General features: G+C 70.4%; 13 protein-coding genes. 3 read left to right on the top strand and 10 right to left on the bottom strand.

Annotation, left to right across the window (positions count from 1 at the left end):
* Nucleotides 1-56 precede the first annotated feature (56 nt).
* The 6 genes from C2865_RS25195 to C2865_RS25170 all read right to left on the bottom strand — a co-directional run bounded on the left by C2865_RS25195 (nt 57) and on the right by C2865_RS25170 (nt 8,068).
* Nucleotides 57-704: a response regulator gene (locus tag C2865_RS25195; RefSeq protein WP_106401028.1), complete on the bottom strand. Its 648-nt coding sequence runs from the start codon at nt 702-704 to the stop codon at nt 57-59.
* Entirely contained in the window at nt 701-1,861 is a 1,161-nt protein-coding gene (locus C2865_RS25190) for a sensor histidine kinase (RefSeq protein WP_106401027.1), read from the bottom strand. The genes C2865_RS25195 and C2865_RS25190 overlap by 4 nt, the downstream gene beginning before the upstream one ends.
* A 5-nt stretch (nt 1,862-1,866) precedes the next feature.
* Nucleotides 1,867-4,059 carry an MMPL family transporter gene (locus C2865_RS25185; protein WP_106401026.1) on the bottom strand — a complete coding sequence of 731 codons (2,193 nt, stop codon included), beginning with the start codon at nt 4,057-4,059 and terminating at the stop codon, nt 1,867-1,869.
* A 317-nt stretch (nt 4,060-4,376) separates the two neighbouring features.
* On the bottom strand, nt 4,377-6,455 hold the full coding sequence (gene ligA / locus C2865_RS25180) for an NAD-dependent DNA ligase LigA (protein ID WP_106401025.1): 2,079 nt from the start codon (nt 6,453-6,455) through the stop codon (nt 4,377-4,379).
* Nucleotides 6,456-6,519: 64 nt separating this feature from the next.
* Nucleotides 6,520-7,458: a hypothetical protein gene (locus tag C2865_RS25175; RefSeq protein WP_106401024.1), complete on the bottom strand. Its 939-nt coding sequence runs from the start codon at nt 7,456-7,458 to the stop codon at nt 6,520-6,522.
* A 1-nt stretch (nt 7,459) separates the two neighbouring features.
* On the bottom strand, nt 7,460-8,068 hold the full coding sequence (locus tag C2865_RS25170) for a TetR family transcriptional regulator (protein WP_106401023.1): 609 nt from the start codon (nt 8,066-8,068) through the stop codon (nt 7,460-7,462).
* A 289-nt stretch (nt 8,069-8,357) separates the two neighbouring features.
* Between C2865_RS25170 and C2865_RS25165 the strand changes: the two genes are divergently transcribed.
* Nucleotides 8,358-8,588, top strand: a complete 231-nt coding sequence (locus C2865_RS25165; protein WP_106401022.1) for a hypothetical protein — start codon at nt 8,358-8,360, stop codon at nt 8,586-8,588.
* Nucleotides 8,589-8,699: 111 nt separating this feature from the next.
* Here the strand turns inward: C2865_RS25165 and C2865_RS25160 are convergent, their stop codons facing one another.
* Complete coding sequence (locus tag C2865_RS25160) at nt 8,700-9,701, bottom strand: hypothetical protein (RefSeq protein WP_106401021.1); 1,002 nt, start codon at nt 9,699-9,701, stop codon at nt 8,700-8,702.
* Nucleotides 9,702-10,163: 462 nt separating this feature from the next.
* Here C2865_RS25160 and C2865_RS25155 point away from each other — a divergent pair, with 462 nt between their 5' ends.
* Together C2865_RS25155 and C2865_RS25150 are read left to right on the top strand one after the other, a co-directional pair.
* On the top strand, nt 10,164-10,676 hold the full coding sequence (locus C2865_RS25155; protein ID WP_106401020.1) for a DinB family protein: 513 nt from the start codon (nt 10,164-10,166) through the stop codon (nt 10,674-10,676).
* Between the two features lie 240 nt (nt 10,677-10,916).
* The gene (locus tag C2865_RS25150; RefSeq protein WP_106401019.1) at nt 10,917-11,294 is read left to right on the top strand and encodes a RidA family protein; all 378 of its coding nucleotides are present in this window, start codon (nt 10,917-10,919) and stop codon (nt 11,292-11,294) included.
* 694 nt (nt 11,295-11,988) lie between these two features.
* Here C2865_RS25150 and C2865_RS25145 read toward each other — a convergent pair.
* From C2865_RS25145 to C2865_RS39570, 3 genes are all read right to left on the bottom strand, one after another.
* Nucleotides 11,989-12,597 (bottom strand): excalibur calcium-binding domain-containing protein, encoded by a 609-nt coding sequence (locus C2865_RS25145; RefSeq protein WP_198653579.1) that lies wholly within the window; start codon nt 12,595-12,597, stop codon nt 11,989-11,991.
* A gap of 223 nt (nt 12,598-12,820) precedes the next feature.
* Nucleotides 12,821-14,980 (bottom strand): TerD family protein, encoded by a 2,160-nt coding sequence (locus C2865_RS25140; RefSeq protein WP_106401017.1) that lies wholly within the window; start codon nt 14,978-14,980, stop codon nt 12,821-12,823.
* A 57-nt stretch (nt 14,981-15,037) separates the two neighbouring features.
* Entirely contained in the window at nt 15,038-15,616 is a 579-nt protein-coding gene (locus C2865_RS39570; RefSeq protein ID WP_157963910.1) for a TetR/AcrR family transcriptional regulator, read from the bottom strand.
* Nucleotides 15,617-15,711 lie beyond the last annotated feature (95 nt).

The following is a 15,711-nucleotide window of genomic DNA, read 5'->3' as shown; positions in this document are numbered from 1 at the left end:
CAGGTACCGGCCTAGGTGGATGACTCCCTCGAAGACGGCCGAACGCTCCGCCGCGGTCAGCGGGGCCTCGGGGGACGGGTCAGGAGGCCGCGGTCGAGGGCCACCACGACGGCATGGGTGCGGTCGCTGACATCGAGCTTGGCAAAGACGCGCAGCAGGTGCGTCTTGACGGTGGCTTCGGCGATGAAGAGCCGTTCGCCGATCTCGGCGTTGGACAGGCCGTCGGCGACTGCGTTCAGGACGTCGGCCTCGCGGGCGGTCAGTGGCGTCTCCGTGGGACGCCGCATGCGGGCGACGAGGCGTTCGGCGACGCGGGGCGCCAGAACGGTCTCACCGCGGGCGGCGGCATGGACGGCGGCGACGAGCTGTTCACGGGTGGCGTCCTTGAGGAGGTAGCCGATGGCGCCTGCCTCGACGGCGCGTTCGATGTCGGTGTCGGTGTCGTAGGTGGTGAGGATCAGCACCCGCGTCCCGGTGGGGAGCGCCAGGATCGAGGTCGTGGCGGCGACGCCGTCCATGACGGGCATCCGCAGGTCGACGAGCGCGACGTCGGGGGCCAGGCGTTCGACGAGTTCGACCGCCTCGCGGCCGTCGGCGGCCTCTCCGATGATGGCGAGCGTCGGTTCGGACGCCAGGAGGGCGACGACGCCCGCCCGCATGACGGGGTGGTCGTCGACCACGATGACGCGGAGGGGCTCGGTCATGTCAGGCACCTCTCGTCGGTGGGGATCGCGGCCAGAATCCGGGTGCCGTCTCCGAGGGAGCTGGTGACGGTGAGCTCGCCGCCGAGTTCGGCCAGGCGTCGCCGCATGCCGTCGAGGCCGAAACCGCGGGCCTCGGCGGTGCGAAAGCCCCGGCCGTCGTCGGTGATCTCCAGTTCGACGGCGTCGGAGTGGCGGGTCAGGACGACGCTCACGGTGGTGGCGGCGGCGTGTTTGCGCACGTTGGCCAGGGATTCCTGGGTGCAGCGCAACAACGCGATCCGGGTGGGCTGATCGCAGTCGAGATCGGGGAGGTCCGCGGTGACGGTGAGGCCGGTGTCCTCGGCGAAGCGGTCCAGCGCGCGGCGCAGGGTGAGGGAGACGGAACCGGCCGCGACGGCCGGGGCGGACCCGACGAGGGCACGGGCCTCGGCGAGGTTGTCACGGGCGGTGCGTTCGATGGACAGCAGCTGCCGGGAGCTGCGGTCGGGATCGGCGGCGATGCCTTCGCGGGCGGCCTCGGCCAGGGCGATGATGGAGGCGAACCCCTGGGCGAGGGTGTCGTGGATCTCCCGGGCGATCCGTTCACGTTCGTCGGCGGCGCCCTGGCGCTGGTGGGCCTCGGTCAGCTCCCGCTGGGCGGCTTCGAGTTCGGCGCTGAGGTGGCGGGCGCGCTCGTCGCGTTGTTCCAGCATGCGGTGCATCCAGGCGCCCAGGAACGCTCCGGCGACGTAGCCGATGAGCGTGAAGACGGCGTTGCCGGTGAGGAAGTCGGCGTTCCAACCGTGCCGAAGGGCACCGCCGCCGACGGTCACCGCTGCCGCGGCACCGCTGAGGGCGACCGCGTGCCGAAGGCGGCGGGCGTATATCCAGAACAGCGGCAGGGACACGATGTAAAGGGCCGCGCCGCCGCCGAGCAGGAAGGACATCGCGCCGATGAAGGAGACGAGCGCGCACAGGAACGCGTAGGGGCGCAGCAGGCGTGCGTCGGTGAGCGCGTAGCAGACGGCGGCGGCCGCCGACAGCCCCACCGACCAGTACCGGGTCACGCCCGGCTGGTCCCACACGGCGATCACCGGCGGGCACAGCCCCAGGAACGTCCAGCCGACGGCGTACCACCAGTGGAGTGCTCCGGGCCGGCCGGAGGGCTGCGGATTCATATTGATCAGCCTACTTTCGCCGGAGTTGCGGCGATGCCGGACCGGTCGCGGTGAGCGGCCCGGGAGGGCCACCAGGTCCGGTCGCCGAGCATCAGCAGGAGGGCGGGCAGGATCAGGATCCGGATGACGACCGCGTCCAGCAGGACGGCGACCGCCAGGGCGAAGCCCATCTGCTTCATCTCCATGATGTGCAGGCCTACGAAGCTGGCGAACACGGTCACCATGACGAACGCGGCGCTGGTGACGACGCCCGCGGACCGTCCGATGCCGTCGAGCACGGCCCGGCGGGTGGGCGCGCCGTCCAGGACGGCCTCCCGGATCCGGCTGAGGACGAACACCTGGTAGTCCATGGACAGGCCGAAGAGGATGACGAACAGGAACAGCGGAACGCGGGAGCCGACGGATCCGGTGGAGGTGAAGTCGAGCAGGCCTTCGGCCCAGGTGTTCTGGAAGACCAGGACGAGCAGGCCGAGGGAGGCGCCGGCCGACAGGAGGTTGAGGACGACGCCGACGAGACCGAGGACCAGGGAGCGGAACGCCCGTGCGGTGACGGCGAACGTCACCAGGAGCAGTGCCCCGATGATGAGGGGGAGCTTGTCCTTCTGGTGCTCGGGGTAGTCGGCGTAGCGGGCGACGTCGCCGGTGACGGCGGTCTCGACGCCGTCCAGCGTGCCGAGGACGGCGGGGATGTGCTCGGTCCGCAGATCGTGCAGGGACGTGCGGGCCTCGGGCTCGCTGACATGGTGGGGTACGGGGAGCTCCAGCAGCTGGACGCGGCCGTCGGCGGAGGTGCGCAGGTCCGCGGTCCCGGTGAGCCGGGGGTCGTCCTCGACGCGGTCGGCGAGGTCGCGCAGCGCGGCGGTGGCCTCGGCGGTGCGGCCGGGTCCGGCGTGCACGACGACCTGGTGCATGGACTTCAGCTCGGGGAACGCGGCGTTGAGCCGGTCGTAGGTCTGCATGGCGGGGATGTCGCGGGGGTGGGTGTCTCGGCCCATGTCGGTGAGGTTCAGGCTCAGGAGCGGAGCGCTCAGGAGGAGCATGGCGGCCGTGGCGACGCCGAGCGTGGCGGCGGGACGGGCACTGGTCAGGCGCAACATCGCGGCGGTGATCCGGCCGCCGCCGTTCCGCGGCCTCCGGGCGGGCTTGACGCCGCGTCGGGCGGCCTTGCGTGCGGCCCTGCGTTCGGCGCGGTCGCCGAGCTCGGCCAGCAGGGCGGGCAGGACGGTCAGCGAACTGGCCACGGCGACGAGCGAGACGATGATCGCGCCGGTGGCGATGGAGGAGAAGATGACGTCGTCGGCCAGGTAGAGGGTCGCGCTGGAGACGGCGACGGCGATGCCGGACAGCACGACGGCGCGTCCGGAGGTGGCGGCGGCCAGTTCGACCACGGCCTGTGAGGAGAGGCCGCCGCCGGAGCGGGCGCGTTCCTCGCGTTCGCGCTTGAGGTAGAAGAGCGTGTAGTCGACGCCGACGGCCAGCCCGATCAGCAGGATCACGTTGGTGCCGACGCCCGCGTCGGGGAAGGCGTGCGAGGCGAGCATCGACAGGCCGATGGAGGCGGCGATCGAGGACAGTGCCAGCAGCAGCGGCACGACGGCCAGGGCGATGGAGCCGAAGACGAACAGCAGGGTGATCAGCGTGATGGGCAGCGCGATCGCCTCGGTGCGGGCCAGATCGCTGCCGCGCAGCTCCCCGACTCCCTTGCTGATGGAGGGGCTGCCGGTCTCCTCCACGAGCAGGCCGGGGTGTGTCTTCTGGACCTCGGCGGTCTGGGCGAGGAGCGGGTCGACGTGCTTCTTGCCGTCGAGTTCGGGGCCCTTCAGGGTGACGTCGACACGCAGGACGGTGCCGTCGGCCGAGCGGACCGGCGCGGCGACGGACTCGACCTCGGGCAGGGCCCGCATCCGCTCGGTGACGTCGCGCGCGGCGGCGTCGGCGGAGGCGGGATCGAGGGGACCGGCTCCGGGGCGGCCGGAGATCAGCACGCGTTCGACGGGCTTCTGCTGCAGCCCGCCCTCGGCGGCCATGGCCTCGGCACGTCCCCCCTCGCCGACGCGGTAGTCCTCGGTGGTGGCGGCGTTCCCGCCGACGGCGAGCCCGGTCCCCAGGCACAGGGCGACGAACAGGAACCAGCCGGCGATGGCGCGCCACGGGTGCCCGGCACTCCACCGGGCCATCCGCACAGGAAGATCGTTCATGTCTTCGATGCTGGCCGTCGCACCCTCCCCGCGGACAGCCTCGACCGGTTGAACCCGGGGTCCACCGACCGGTGGACCCCGGCCCGCACGGGCATCACGACCCGCACGCCGTCGCGCGCCCGGCTGATCCGCGGTGGACCGGGCCACGCGGGAGACCACGTCCTCACGCGCCCGGCCGACCCGCCGGACCGGAGGGCACGGAGACCATGTCGTCGCGCGTCCGGCTGGTCTGCGGTGGTTCCGGACCGGAGGGGAGCAGGAGCTCGCCCGGCGGCCCGGACGGGGCCTTGGGTCACCGGGGCCGTCGGGGCCGGTGGTCACAGGTGGTCGGCGACCAGGACGGCGAACTCGTCGGGGGTGATGATGCGGGTGCCGAGGGTTTCGGCCTTGGTCTTCTTGGAGCCGGCCTTCTCGCCCGCCACCAGCAGGGACGTGGACTTGGAGACGCTGGAGGAGGCGCGGCCTCCGGCGCGTTCGATGAGCTCGTTCATCTCGTTGCGGGACAGGGACTGCAGGGGGCCGGTCATGCCGCCGGTGACGACCACGGCCATACCGGACAGGGGGAGGCCGGAGTCCCCGGTGTGCTCGGAGTCCGCGGCGGCGGCGCGTTCCTCGGGCGTGGTGGCGCCGGGCTCGGTCATGTTGACGCCCGCGGCGACCAGTTTGTCGATGAGCGGGGCGATCTCGGCGAGTTCGGCGACGAGCACGACGGCCTTCTCCGGGCCGATGCCGTCGACCTGCTGCACCTGCTCGACGTCGGCGGCGCGGACGTGCTCCATCCCGGCGAAGTGGCGGGCGATGCGCCGCGACATCGACCGGCCGGTGCCCCGGACGCCGAGCGCGGCGAACACCCGGGACAGCGGCTTGCCCTTGGCGGCCTCGATGGCGGCCAGGAGGTTGTCGGTCGAGGTCTCCCCCATCCGGTCCAGGCCGAGGACCTGCTCGCGGGTGAGGGTGAACAGGTCGGCGAAGTCGGCGATCAGCCCCGCCTCGACCATCTGGACGATGCGGGTGCGGCCGAGCCCCTCGATGTCGAGCTGGTCGCGGCCGACGGCGTAGCTGATGGAGGCGACCGCGTTGCAGGCCCGGCCCAGGGCGCACCGCCAGCGCTCCTGCGAGCGGTCGATCTCGCCGCCGCAGTCCGGGCACGCCTGCGGGAAGACGATCGGCTGCTCGGCGCCGGTGCGGGCCGGCACCACCGGGGCCTCCACGCGCGGGATGACGTCCCCGGCCTTGTACACGGTGACCTGGTCGCCCAGCATCAGGCCGCGGCGGGTGATGTCGGCGGGGTTGTGCAGGGTCGCGTAGGTGACGATCGTGCCGTCGATCTCGACCGGCTCCAGCACCGCGCGCGGCGCGATCACCCCGGTCCGCCCGACCGCCCACTCCACCTCCCGCAAGGTGGTGATCTTGGTGTCGGCGGGCAGCTTGTAGGCGATGGCCCAGCGCGGCGCCCGGCTGGAGAACCCGGCCTGCTCCTGGTCGGCGGCGGAGTCGGCCTTGATGACGATCCCGTCGATGCCGAACGGGAGCCCGGCGCGGGCCGTCGCGATCTCCGCCACCCGTGCCAGCACCTCGTCCACCGTCGCGTACCCGATCGGTCCCGGGACGGCGGCGGCGCTGGTCCGCACGCCGAGTTCGGCGAGCAGCCCCATCACCTGAGTGTGCGGCAGCCGCGCGAGCCGCTCGGCCTGCTCGCCGCCCTCCTCCATGGGCAGGGCGCCGTAGCCGAAGAACGTCCACTCCACCTGGTAGGGGCGGTCCTTGGCCCGCATGCTCCCCGCCGCGCCGGAGCGGGGGTTGGCGAACGGGTCGCCGCCGTGTTCGACGCGCAGCCGGTTCGCGGCCTCGAACTGCTCCCGGGTCAGCAGGACCTCACCGCGGATCTCGACCGTCACCGGCTGCTCCAGCGTGACGGGCAGGCCGGCGATCGAGCCGATCGCGTGCGAGACGTCCTCACCGGAGGCGCCGTCGCCCCTGGTCACGAGCTGGGCCAGACGGCCTTCCCGGTAGCGGGCCGAGATCGCCAGGCCGTCCAGCTTGGCCTCCACGGCCCATCCGGCCACCGGGCGCCCGAGCCGCCGCTCCACTCCGGCCGCCCACGCGGCCAGCTGCTCGGGCGAGAACACGTTGTCCAGCGACAACATCGGCCGCAGGTGCGGGACGTCGCCGACGACGGCGCCGCCGGCGACCTTCCCGGTGGGGGAACCGGGCAGCACCTGGTCGGGATGCGCCTTCTCCCAGGCCTCGATTCCGCGCACCAGCCGGTCGAAGGCGTCGTCGTCCAGCGTCGAGGAGCCGTCCTCGTAGTAGGCGGCCGACGCCGTCAACGCCAGTTCGACCGCCGCGGCGTATCCGGCGGCATCGGTGATCTCGGTGAGGGGGGCGATGTCCATGAAGGCATTCTTCCGGTCGGCTCTGACATTTCCCGATCACGGCCGCTCCGATGGACCGGTCGCCTCAGCGCCGGTGCCTGGCCGCCATCGCGTGGAAGACCTTCTTCGGTTCCCAGCGGGTCTCGTCGAGCATCCGGACCACCCCGTAGGAACCGAGGTCCTCGTCACCGGGCCTGCCGTAGCCCGCGAAGGTGAACCAGAGCGCGGTGTCCACACCCTCCTCTTCGAAGACGTCCAGCAGTTCGGTCAGGTAGCGCACCTGCTCGTCCTCGTCGGGTACCGCGTCTTGCGGCACCTGCCATGCCGAGCCCCCGCGGTCGCCCGCGCCCCGGTAGGCGCAGGTCCCGTACTCGGTCACCGCGACGGGTTTGCCGTGCGCGAGGTGCCCGCGCAGCTCCGAACGGAAGGTGTCGGCGTTGTATGCGGCCCGGTAGGCGTCGATGCCGACGATGTCGAACGGCCGCCAGTCGACGGACTCCCAGGGGCCTGAGGCGTAGGTGATGCGGCCGCCGAAGTGGGCGCGGACCGTCTCGGCGGCTCGGGCGAGGAAGGCGTTGAGGCGTTCCCGGACCGGGCCGAGGGACGTCCACCACGCCATGTCGGCGGTCGCCATGGCGTGCAGGCGGTCGCCGTAGGTGTCTCCCGGCAGGAAACCGCCGCAGAAGGCGCTGATCTCGCAGCCGGTCACGAACACCACCTCGGCCCCTGTCAGGCGCAGGGTCTCGGCTCGCCGGGCGCAGTCGGCCAGGAAAGGGAGCAGTTCGGTGGAGGGGAGGTCAACGGGGAAGGGGGCGAACCAGACTTCGAGCCCGGCGTCGGCGGCGCACCGGGCGGCGGTGCCCAGCCGTTCGGGGTCGCGGCCGGAGACGCGCACGGCGTCGCAGCGCAGGGCACCGGAAATCACTTCCATGTCGTGCCGGACCGCTTCGGGGGTGAAGACCTTGCGGGAGATCCCGTCGCCCGGGAGGAAGCCCGTGTCGTAGTTGATGCCCCGTGCGCGCATGTCATTTCCCCTTCGCGTGGGTGATGCCGTGTTCCAGCAGGTCGAAGGCGAGTTCGGTGTCGCGGGCCATGGCCTGGGCGGCCTCTCGGGGTGGAGTACCGCCGACGAGGAGGTGGAAGAACGACTCCTGGAGGGTGAGCACGGTGGCGGCGATCTGGGCCGCCGCCAGCACGGCCGCCGCCTGCCCGTACTCTTCGGCCAGCACCCGTGCCAGCGCCTGGCGCTGTCGGTAGAGCAGGGCGTTGGCGGCTCCGCTGAGCGCGGGGCTGTCGAAGACCACTCTCATCCGGGCGGTCACCTCGCCCCAGTCCTCCTCCGCCATCGGCCCCGCGGCGAACGCCCGGTAGTGGGCGCGCAACGCCTGCAGAGGCGACTGCTCCGGCGACCGCCGCGCGACGATCCCGGCCATGTCCTCCTCCCCCACGCCCTGGAGCACGAGCGACTCCTTGCCGGGGAAGTACGCGAAGAAGGTGGCCTTGGACACCTCGGCCGCCGCGGCGATCTCGTTGACCGACACCCCGTCGAACCCGCGCTCGGCGAACAGCCTCAACGCCACCGCGGCGATCCGCCGCCGCGTCTGCTCCTTCTTACGCTCACGAAGTCCTGTCATACCCGGACTATAACCAGACCCGGTCTGATTTTGAACCTGGTATGAGATTTTGGCGGCGGCTCGGCGGGATCCGGTGCCCGACCGAGCCGGGGGCCTCCCGTCGCGCGGGCGAAGGCACGGAAACAGGGATTTGCTTTATACCTTTGTGCCGATTGAACCATTTGAGACCTATGTCTAACTTAGGCATATTTCGGCTGCGCACAGGTCAGGAATTCCTGTCCGGCACGGAACGACACCAGGCCCTCCGCGATCAGCGACAGGGCCGTTTTCGCTTGTAAAAATCAGTGTCATGAAAACGCGTATCCCGGCCGTTCTGGCACTCGCGGTCGTCTGGGCGGCCGCCTCGCTCATGCTCACCGCCACCCCCGCGCAGGCCGCGCACTGGGAGTTCTTCGACGACTACTGGTCCCACGCCGGCTGCACCGAGGAAGGCCACCACGGCCTCAAGCGCGGGGAGTGGACCGACTTCCAGTGCCGGTCCAGCGCCATCGACTGGAACCTGTGGGTCCTTCGCCCCTGACCCGCGATTCCGAAAACCCCTGAAGAAATGACGGCGGCCGCCGGGCCGGTCCGGAAGAGACCGTGCCGGCCCGGCGACCGCAGAAGAGCCGCCACCGGGTCCTGGACGTGGTCAGGCCCGCCCCGGCACGCGCAGGAGCTCGCCTTCTCCCTCCGCACCGTGGCGGGAGGAGGCGAGAAGGACGTCGAAGGCGTCCGTGATGGTCTTCGCCGCCGCAGGTTCCGCGAGCGCCTTCGGTTCGAGCGCCGGGCGCCTGCCGTATGCGGACGCGCGGACGGTCCCGGGGACGTGAGTCCAGCCGGGGAGGGCGCTCAGGCTCTCCACGAGCGGATCCATCCGGTCGGCGGGGACGCCGCGGTCGCGCATCCATTGGAAGTTGATCGACAGGACGGTCTTCTTCTCACCGGTGTAGATGCTCCACGCCGCCGCCTGATCGTCACCGATCTCGAACCACGCGGTGACGGACGGATAGGCGGCCTGGCCGTAGTAGAACCGCACGAAAGCCGGATGGGACTCGGCATGCCGGTAGACGGCCAGCAGGGTCGCGGCCACCTCCGGCGGGCAGTAGGCGTCGATGGCCTCCAGGACGCTCGCCTCGTCCCAGTGCGACGGGCTCCTCCCCGAGCGGAGAAGGACGGGCTCGCCCACGTCCTCGGGCGGAAAGTCGTAGTCGGCCACGGGCACCGGGCCGAGGGCGTCCGACATCGCTCCACCGATCCGGGTGAGCCACTCGACGGTCTCGGCCGCCTCGTCGGCCGTCAGGGGACGGCGGCCGGTCGGGCTCTCCCGGTCACGGTCCGCGGTGTGCGCGATCCGGTTGCGGCGGTCGGCGATCCGCTGGAGCCGGCCCCTCACCTCGTCCGCGGTCACGGCCGCCTGCCCCGCCCTGCTGAGCACACCGGCGACCCTCGGCCACAGCCTGACCGTGCTCACCTGGGCGAAGGCGTCTTCGATCTTCTTGGGCTGCTGGAACGACTGGTAGGCCCATTCCTTCTCGAGCCGCTCCCGGAACGCCTCGGCGAGCGAACCACCACGATGGTGCACCCTCTCGAACAGCTCCATCGAGACCGTCAGCCTGCCGAACTTCGGCGGCCTGTCGGCCTCCGGCCGCAACGCCAGCGCCAGCCCCCCGCTCGACGAGCTCCCTGGTGACCCAGTGGTCGAGCGCCGCGACGGCCTGCGCCCAGGCCGCCCGGTACAGGTCCTCGACGTCGAACGCCCCGACCTTCAGCTCCCCCGGCCGTCCGCCTCCTTCGATTGGTGAAAGACGACCATGGCCGAAAAAAGGCGAAGACCCCCGGGAACCGAGGGCCTTTTCGCTGAGGCGAGGAAAGCGAGACGGGTAAATTTTTTTATCGTAAAAAATATGAGAAGGAACCCCCCTCATGGCCTCGCCTATTGATCACACTAGCATGACGACCGCTACCGGGCCAGCCGATCCGCCCGGGTCGGACCGCCTTGAGCCACCGGGGTGAGGAGCAGCGGCCGGTATTCGGTGTCATGCCGGGCGGGGCAGGTCGTGCCCGCCGTCAAATACCTCGACATCGGTCGCGGCGATCGGGGACACTTCGTGCGATGACCGCAATCGACGACACACCACCCGCGTGGGACGAACGCACACAACTCACCACCTTTCTCGACTACGCACGTGACACCGCCCGCGCCAAGTGTGCCGGTGTCTCCGCGGAGAACGCCCGCAAGGCGCTCCTGCCGGGCTCACCGCTGATGACCCTGAGCGGAGTGATCAACCACCTCCGCTGGGTCGAGTACTACTGGTTCCAGGTGGTCTTCCGCGGCGAGGAGGACCAGGGCCCCTGGACCGAGGAGGACCCCGACCGCGAGATGCGCATCGCCGTCGACTTCCCCCTCACGCGGTTGCTCGACGAGTACGCCGAGCAAAGCGCCCGCCACCGCGAACTGGTCGCCGGGTGCAGTCTGGACGAGCGGGCACGGCGAGCCGTTCGCGACGACCTCCACGTCGACCTGCGCTGGATCCTCCTCCACCTCATCGAGGAGACGGCCCGCCACAACGGCCACCTGGACATCCTGCGCGAGATGCTCGACGGCACGACCGGCAACCCGCTTTGAGCTCGTTGTACTTCGAGGCGGTCGGACACAGCGACGGCCTGGTCCCGGGGGTGGGCGTGGTGCACAGACCCGGTCTGCCTCCACGATCAGGTCGTTGACGCAGGCCGGTGACGGCTACGTGCGTCAGGTGATGCACCCGTTCAGCGAGCAAGGGTTCGATGCGTCGGACCCGAAATGGAGCGGGAGGCTCGGCAAGAGGCACGGCCCCGTGCGCCGAGAGGCGGCCATAGGCTTGGGATCATGGACGAAATCGCCTTGATCGGACCGGCCAACGGCTACAGCAAGGTCGCCTCGGTGCCCGCCGGCGGACGTCTGGTCTGGACGTCCGGGCAGGTGCCCGTCGCCGCCGACGGCTCCGTGCCGCAAGGGTGGGAGGAACAGTCGCGGCTGGTCTTCCAGAACCTGACCGAAGCGCTGGCAGCAGGTGGAGCGCGATGGCGCGACGTCTTCAAGCTCACCCTGTACGTCGTCGATACCGGGCACCTGCCGGTCGTGCGGGCGGTGCGCGATGAGTTCGTGGACACCGAGCGTCCGCCGACGAGTTCGCTGGTCCAGGTCGCCGGGCTGTTCCGGCCGGACGTCCTGCTCGAGGTCGAAGCCGTGGCGAGCGTGAGCTAGCGGCTCGTCCCGCATCAAACCCCGGCAACGCTGAGAGACGAGCCACCAGACCCTGTTCGGAGTTCAGGTCTTCAGCCGGGCTGAGAGCATGTCTTACACGGCTTTTCGGGTGATCTGCCGAGATGATGTCGGCTCTGGTTCCGCGGCACCCGGCAGGGCGGTGGGACGGCTCCGGACGATGACCGGCGGAGATCGCCCCGGCCGTGGTGGTTCCGAAGCCGGCGAAGTCGACGATCGTGTCGAGCTGGAGCGGGGCGAGCTCCAGTACGTCCTCGACGATGCTGATGACGCCGCGTTCCTTGGCGATCGGCCATGTTTCCCGTCGCGGCTCGGCCGCATGGACCTCGGCTCCCAGCAGGACCGCGAGTCGCGCTCCGGTCAGGCCGAGACCACCCAGCCCGACGATGCCGATGCGATCGCCCGCTTTCAGGTCGGCGGAGTGCACGGCGCCGCCGTAGGACGTCGCGCCCGCGTCCACGGCGGAGGCGCCCTGGACGAACGAGACGGAGCCGGGCAGGCGGATCCTCGCCCGCGCCCCGCTGACGACCGGGCGGGTCCGCACGGTGCTCGATGTGGTCCTCAACGGCATCGAACACAAACCGACCGACCCCACCGCCGCCGACTCCGACCCCGACGTCGCATCCCGCCCCGACACCAGGCTCTAAGAGCACGTCTCGTGTGATGTCGGGGCGGTTCAGCTTTCGCAGACGACGCCGTCGCCGTCACGGTCCTGGTACCAGGCGTACTCGGGGTTGACGCCTTCCCGGTACGGTCCGTATCCGGCGTCGTTCGCTGCGGAGCATGTCGGGAAGCGGGGGTCGGTGGACGGGGCGGCCGGTTTGCTCGTGGTCTTCTGCGGCCGTGGCTTGCGGGTCTTCTGCGGCTCGGGTTCGACCGGACCGGCCTTGATCCCCGGGTGGTGGGTCGCGCACCAGCCGCGCAGCAGTTTGATGTTCGCGCGGGTGCGGGTCGGTCCGAGGCGTGCGAGATCGGGCGCGGCGGACGTGGTGGCGGCGGCCAGTGCGGCGGATTCCAGGTTGATGGCACGCTTCTTCTGTCCCGCTTTGCGGAGGGCTGCGGCTTGGGCGGTGCGGCTGCACGCCGTCAAGGAGTCGGCGTCGGTGGTCGGCGGAGCGCTGCTGGCGGTGGCGGTGGTACGGAGGGGCGCGACGGTGAGCGGTTCGGGTTCGTCGTCGCCGAAGATCGCGTCGCATGCGGAGAATCCGAGGAGGATGACCACCCCTGTCGCGCAGCCGAGCGCTTTCGCCTTGTCTTTCTGCTGCTTCTTCTTCGACTTGGCCACGGTGCCCCTTTCATCCGGCGATTTGATGAAACGCCCACCTCGCTTGTCTCGTCTTCGGAGTGACCAGGCTGCCGCCGACCCGACACTCCCCCGCGATCTCCGGTCTGGGTGAAGCCGGCGATGCCCGGCCGTATCGCCGTCCGCCCTCGCTGCGAGCGGGATCGCCTCCACCACGCGGAAGACCTGTGTCGCCGCTGCTGTGCCCGTACCGGTGACGGGCGCTTCAGGAGGGGATGAGGTCGGTCAGACGGGTCAGGTCGAAGACTTGGGAGCCTTCGGGGAGGGCTTCGGGGTGTTCTCGGCCGACGAAGGTGACCGGGGTGGAGGGGAGGTCGTCCTCGCCGAGGAAGGTGACCTTGGCGGCCTTGGTCGCCCACAGGTCGGTCAGGTGGCGTACGCGCAGGTATTCGCGGTCCACGATCGCGCGGACGAGGGGGACCGCGGTGGAGCCGGTCGTCTCCACGCGGTTGAACCTCGGTTCGCCTCGGAGGAAGATGTGCAGCCATTTGGCGCGCCACTCGCCGTCCTCGCCGCGGAGGAAGACCAGCGGGAGGGCGACGCGGCCGGAGCCGCGGAGGTCGGACTTCATGCGGACCGTGGCGGGTTCGAAGGGGGCTCCCGCCTGGTCGGCGTCGCGGGTCATGAAGCCGAAGAAGGATTCGGCGAGCTCGTTGAAGCCTTCGCCGCTGTAGACGAGGACCTGCGGGATGATGACGCGGTGACGCAGCTTGGCGAGGGTCAGGTTGATGAACTCGCTGGCGCCGTCCTCGGCCGACGTGATGTCGCCGGAGTGCTCGCCTCCTACGCCCGTCAGTTCCGTCCAGGACAGCTGGGAGCCGTACGTGTAGTCGTCGTTGAGCAGGAGCGCCGACAGGTCGAGGTCGGTGTCCTCCTCGTGCTGGCGCCAGTAGATGAAGAAGCGCAGCAGTTTTCCCTCCACCAGGGAGAACGAACCGCGCGGCAGCACCTCGAAGCCGGACGGGGACGACTTGCCGGACAGCGGGAGGGCGACGGACCAGATCTCCCGGTCGATCACCAGGTGCTCGACCTCGGGGAGGCGGCGGGTCACCTCGGCGTCCAGGATCTCGCACAGGCGCCATGCCAGCGACTTGTCGAGGGGGGCCCTGCCGTCGGGTGCCGTCCAGGCCTTGCTCTCGCGGTTGACGAAGATGCGGTGGCCTCCGCGGGAGGCGATGCGGTTGACCAGGTGCTCGCGCAGCGACAGCAGAACCCGTCCCGAGACGTGTTCGGCGGTGCTTTCGACGGCCTCCAGGATGGCGTGGGCCTCCTCCTCCGTGGCGGCGGAGCGCACCAGCCAGTCCAGTGAGCGGAACAGCAGGCCCGGTGCGGCGGTGAGCGCCTTCACGGCGCGGAGCACGTCGCGTGCGTCAACTGCCGTCTGCACCCGCGCGGCGAACGAAGGGGCACGCTCCTCGCCTCGGGCGACGGCGAAGACGCGGGCCGCGTGCGGCCAGCGCGGGTACTCGTGCGGGTGGAGGCGCTCGCCAAGCCGCTTCCACTGCTCTTGGTGGGCGTTGACGTCACCGAGTTTCGCCGGGGATGCGGCCACGATGGCGTCCAGCGCGGCCAGCAGTGCCTTGCGTTCGCGGCGGGACGGGGAGCGGAGCCGGGTCGGTTCCAGGTCCGCGCTGCCGCCCGAGAGGACGAACGCCAGCCGCAGGACGTCGGTGACGGTGTCGGCGAGCAGTTCCTTGCCGGACGCCATCCGCACCTGGTTGACGTACGCCCGGTGTTCCCGGACGGGGATCGCCGCGGGCTGCGGGCCGTCGGCGCAGTGGGAGGCGAGGAGGCGCAGGGCTTCCGTGTCGCCTTCACCGAGCGGCACCGTGCTTCCGGCGAGCGCGAGGTACAGGCGTGACGCCTCCTCCTCCAGCGTGCCGCCGAGGTGCAGCAGCGTGACCCTGTCCCCTGCCGAGGGGATCAGTTCGTCGTGCGCGGCGAGCATCTCCTCGTAGGTGTGCAGGTAGCGGCCGTAGGACGGCAGCGCCAGCAGGTTCAGGCCGTCGCCGTCGATCCCGTCGCGTTCCACGAGGGCGGGGTCCAGCAGGGTCTCGGTGAGGCAGCGCGTCCAGAACTCCATCGTGTCCGGTACTCCGGCCGGGAAGTCCTTGAAGTAGGCGTTGTGCCGGACGTGGTCGCCGACCTCTCGCCGCACGGCCGCCAGGACGCGCACCGCGAAGTCGATGACGGTCCCCTCGTCCCGTCCGGCCAGCCGTTCCATGGCCTCCCGTGACAGTTTGAAGCCGACGGACATCAGCACCGCGTCGAACTGCCGGACGACGACCTCGGACTCCCCCGTGCCGCCCTCGGGCCGCGGCAGCCGCCGGGCCTTCCGGACGATCAGCTCTACAAGATCGGACATCGCCGAATCATCTCAGCGATGTCCGACATTCTCCGGTGATTTTCCGGAATCCCGTGATCAGTCCTTGAGGTACAGGTCGGCCAGGGTGTGGAGGTAGCGGCGGAACCGCTCGAGGTCCCGGGGCGCCTCCCCCTCCCCGTGGCCGGGGAGGCCGGTGAGGGTGAAGACCTGGGCCGCCCAGGCCGAACTCCAGGTCATCATCTCGACGTCCATCCCCTCGCGGAAGAGAGCGGCGGTCCGCATCCGGATCTCCACCGCCTGCGGGGTGACATAGGCCTGTTCTATCTCCCGGATGTCCGCCGCGTCGTTCAGCCAGCGCTGGAGCATCAGGGCCGCGTGTTCGGGGTTCTCCTGCAGGTAGTCGAGATAGTCGTCGAGAAAGTCGTGGTATCTCCCCCTGGTGATCCCCCCGTCCGCGAATCTCCGGACCAGCGCCAGTTCCGCGGCGCTCACCTGGCGGAAGACCTCCAGGTACAGCTGGCGCTTACCGCCGAATTCCTCCGTGATGAAGCTCGCGGGAAGTCCCGCCGCGTCGGCGATCAGCTCTTTCGACGTCTGGTCGTACCCCAGTTCCGCGAACAGTTTCGTGGCCACGGCCAGCAGCCGGTCGCGGGGGGACGGTTCGGACATGGACATGGATCACCACCTCACTGGCCCTCCACTCTAACCACGCGCGGAAAGCGGCATCCCATGCCTGGATTCAGATATTCACCCCGAATTTCCGTGGAAAA

Source organism: Actinocorallia populi, from assembly GCF_002995495.1.
Lineage (GTDB): Bacteria > Actinomycetota > Actinomycetes > Streptosporangiales > Streptosporangiaceae > Actinocorallia > Actinocorallia populi.
The sequence above is the reverse complement of the archived record's forward strand: the minus strand, read 5'-3'. Positions and strand labels throughout refer to the sequence as shown.